We start from the raw sequence: 3884 nt of genomic DNA, 5'->3' as shown, positions 1-3884 counted from the left end.
ATTCATGGCGGGTGATAGCTTTTTCTTCGTCTGTAAGTTCCAACATTGGGTGTCGGACAAATCCTCCTGCTTGCCCTAAGAGTTCTTGCCAGTACTTGCCATGCGCCTGTGGTTTGCCAGCAGGTTTGGATTTGCGTATTGCTTCACGAACAGGATCAAGACTGTCACATACACGACGGGCTTCTACAAAGTTTCCGTCAAACGCCAGCTTCGTATACTCGTGCATACGTTTATCGTTCTTAGTTTGAAGCTGATATGGTGGTGAAGAACAAAGGTAGAGCTTCCAACCCAATTCTTCCACATTGTCCAACCACTCATCTTCAGACGAAGTTGAAACATGTATTTTGTCGCCAATCATACGCGATAGCCGTTTGTACATTTCACGCGGAACAGAGTATTTGATTGCAACAATATTGGGCAGCTCCGCTATACGCGCACAGGTCTCTGGTTCCATAAGATAACCGCTGTCCGGGTGGCTCCACATTGCAATGCCAATATCGAGATTGTCGCAGAGGTATTTGTAGTAATTGTATAGGACTTCGTCCCGATCTTGGCAAAAGCTCAATACCGGTGCGTGAACAACAATGTAATCTGCGCCACAATTCTGCGCGTGTAGCGCAAGTTCAAGCACTGTAGTTACGTTTTGATCGGACGCCGACATGATTGTGCCGGCTTTGTCGCCACACTCTTCGACTGCTATTTCAAAATTTCGTTTACGTTCCTCCAGCGACATCGAAAAGAACTCGCCCTGTTTACCCGCAATAAATAGACCTTGAATGTCCAGATCATCAATCCAATGGCGAATGTTTGAACGTAGCCCAATTTCATTAAGTGCTCCATCAGCTTCGAAAGGGTTCAAAGCCGCTGCCCATATGCCGTTCATGTTTTCGCGTGCGTAGTCTTTTGCATCAAGTTTTGAGTATTTCATTTGTACATCTCTTTCAAAGACCCAGTTTCGCGGTCCGGCGCCTTGACCGACTAACAAGTCTTGGCATTAGGCAAATTTGCGCGCTTGTGTGCTGTCCAATTGATCATGGAAGAGCGCGTTGCGGTAATACAAAGACCGAAACCTGATATAAGCAAAATGGATATCTAGAGACACTGATTGCGCGATATGTTGATATTGGATGCTTGCGAAGGAGATCTGATGAGTATTGCTATTTTGGGCGATGGGGCCATCTCTGCATTTGTTAGAAAACAGCTAGCAGTTCATAAAATTGAGGTGCGTACGCTTTTGGTGAGACAAGGCAGCCATGTAAAGGATGGCGATAGTTGTCTCCGCGTTTCTGACGTCGCCGATCTTCCAGCAGATACAAAATTGCTTGTTGATTGTGCTGGTCACGAAGGTCTTCGTGAGCATGGTGTAAAAGCATTAGCGTCAGGAATTGATGTGTGGACGATTTCTATTGGGGCATTGGCCAACAAAGAACTCGAGGCTGAATTGATGAACGCCGCAGTGCGAGGTAACGCGAAACTACAACTAGCAAGTGGCGCGATCGGCGCACTCGATGCACTTCGTGCTGCTAGCACGGGCACACTAACTCGCGTAAAATACATAGGCCGCAAGCCTGCACTTGGGTGGTTCGGCTCACCAGCGGAGGACAAAATCGACCTTGCTAACCTCGCAAAAGCGACTGTTCATTTCGCTGGCACTGCGCGCGAAGCCGCACTAGCTTATCCAAAGAATGCAAACGTTGCTGCGTCGGTTGCAATATCTTCACTTGGGTTTGATAAAACCACTGTAGAATTAATTGCTGACCCTGAGATAAACGCCAATACGCACGAAATTGAGGCTCATGGGGATTTTGGTGAGATGCGATTTTCCATTTCAGGCAAATGCTTGCCTGACAATCCGCGAAGTTCTGCATTGGCGGCGATGAGTGTCGTAGCTGCCATTTTAGAAGAACGCAGACTGATAAAGTTCTAGGAGCAAAACTTGGCTGCAAAATATAGTAGGATCGTTGATCGTGCCCTTACAAGACTGAAGCTGAAACAGCTCCGCCTTTTAGTCGCTGTAGGAAAGCACGGAAACATCCAGGCCGCAGCCAGAGAGCTACATGTGTCTCAGCCTGCTGCAACCAAAATGATTCAAGAGTTAGAATTAGATTTTGAGGTAAAACTTTTCGAACGCACCAACCGAGGGGTCATACCAACGGTCTACGGAGAGGCGATGATCCGTCATGGAAAACTCATTTTTGCTCAGATTTCAAACGCTGCTCAAGAGCTTGATGATCTGACCGAGGGAACGAGTGGCCGCGTCGTTATTGGCACCTTGCTAGCAGCGTCCTCTCAGTTACTGCCACTGGCAATTGAACAGGTTTTGAGCAAACGTCCCAATGTCACCATTAAGGTTGTTGAGGGCACAAATGAAGTGCTAATGCCCGGCCTTAGGGCAGGCGAAATCGACCTCATCGTTGGAAGGCTGCCCATCCATCGTCATCGCGATAAGCTGGCGCAAATCCCATTGTTCAGTGAGCGTATTCAACTGTTGGTTGGCAGTTCCCACCCGCTTTGCAAAAAAACCAATGTTACTTTCAATGATTTGAAAAATTACGGCTGGATTTTACCGCCGATTGAGACTTCTCTGCGCAGCCAGATTGATCGATATTTTGTCGATATGGAGCAGTACCACCCGCCGGTTACAATCGAATCCGTTTCCTACTTAACAAATAGAGGTTTGTTAGCGGGAAACAGCAATTTGATCGCCGTTATGCCAGCGCATATTGCTACCCATGATGTTCGATTGGGTTTGCTGCAGTATTTGTCGTTCAAGCTGCCATTTGAAACCGGATCGGTCGGCATTTCTTATCGCGGTGAAGATCAATTGTCGCCTGCTGGAAACGCCGTACTATCTGCGCTTTCAAGCGTAGCAGAAACACTATAGCCACCCCGGTTTCAGCGGCTTGCCAGATGCACAGCTCAATCCAGTACCATCTTGTGAGAAACGTTTTTTACAACCGTGTAAAGATGTAGACCTTCTTCTCCGCCTTCGCGACCATAGCCGCTGGACTTAACTCCGCCGAATGGCGTTTCGGGTAGCGAAGCCTCAAGTGTATTTATGGACAGGTTTCCTGTTTCAACACCCTCGATTAACTGCTCCGCGTTCGCAGACGAATGTGTAAAACCATAGGCAGCAAGCCCAAACGGCAGCTTGTTCGCTTGATAGATGCCGTCTTCGAGCGACAACATTGAATTGATAATCGCGATCGGGCCGAAAGGCTCCTCTTCCATAATTTTTGCGTTATCAGGAACATTGGCCAAAACCGTGGGCTCAAAGAAGTAACCGCAATCACCAATGCGTTTGCCACCTGTGCGCAACTCAGCACCCTTGGATACCGCATCCTCAACAAGACCGATCATGGCTACCAAACGCCTTTCATTGGCAACAGGGCCCATCTGCGTTGCTTCATCCAAGCCCGGACCAACAACGGTTTGCTTCGCACTGGCAACAAACCTGTCGGTAAAACGTTCGAACTGATCCTGCCCGACATAAAAACGCGTTGGCGATGTGCAGACTTGCCCGGCGTTGCGATACTTACGGTCTGCACATGTTGGCGCCACTTGAACTGGATCTACGTCATCGCACACGATTACAGGCGCATGCCCGCCCAACTCCATCAATACCGGCGTCATGTGTTCTGATGCCAAATTCGTGAGGTGTTTGCCCACAACCGTGGAGCCAGTAAATGCAACTAACCTAATTTTGTCCTGGGGGATAAGGAAATTTGAAATCTCTGCTGGAACGCCGCACACCAAATTCAGCACCCCGCCAGGCACCCCCGCATCCCGCATGGCCCGAACAGGCGCAATACCCGAACCAAGTCTGCAATTCGAACAGGGGCAATGTGCAACGCCAGTCTTGGTCTGCGCGAATAACGCGATCT

The 3884-nt window shown here is 48.7% G+C and carries 4 protein-coding genes; 2 read left to right on the top strand and 2 right to left on the bottom strand.

Translation table 11 applies throughout. The features are described 5' to 3' along the window. On the bottom strand, window positions 1-928 hold a 928-nt coding region (locus Q0231_RS01515), incomplete at its 3' end, for a dihydrodipicolinate synthase family protein (RefSeq protein ID WP_299344125.1). A gap of 219 nt (window positions 929-1147) precedes the next feature. Here Q0231_RS01515 and Q0231_RS01510 point away from each other — a divergent pair. Both Q0231_RS01510 and Q0231_RS01505 read left to right on the top strand, forming a co-directional pair. After that, on the top strand, window positions 1148-1927 hold the full coding sequence (locus Q0231_RS01510; RefSeq protein ID WP_299344124.1) for an aspartate dehydrogenase: 780 nt from the start codon (window positions 1148-1150) through the stop codon (window positions 1925-1927). Between the two features lie 9 nt (window positions 1928-1936). Further along, complete coding sequence (locus tag Q0231_RS01505) at window positions 1937-2884, top strand: LysR substrate-binding domain-containing protein (RefSeq protein ID WP_269392440.1); 948 nt, start codon at window positions 1937-1939, stop codon at window positions 2882-2884. A gap of 35 nt (window positions 2885-2919) precedes the next feature. Here Q0231_RS01505 and Q0231_RS01500 read toward each other — a convergent pair. After that, on the bottom strand, window positions 2920-3884 hold a 965-nt coding region (locus Q0231_RS01500; protein WP_299344120.1), incomplete at its 5' end, for an aldehyde dehydrogenase family protein.

This window comes from uncultured Maritalea sp., from assembly GCF_937139385.1.
Taxonomy (GTDB): domain Bacteria; phylum Pseudomonadota; class Alphaproteobacteria; order Rhizobiales; family Devosiaceae; genus Maritalea; species Maritalea porphyrae_A.
This window is presented reverse-complemented; position numbering and strand designations above follow the sequence as displayed.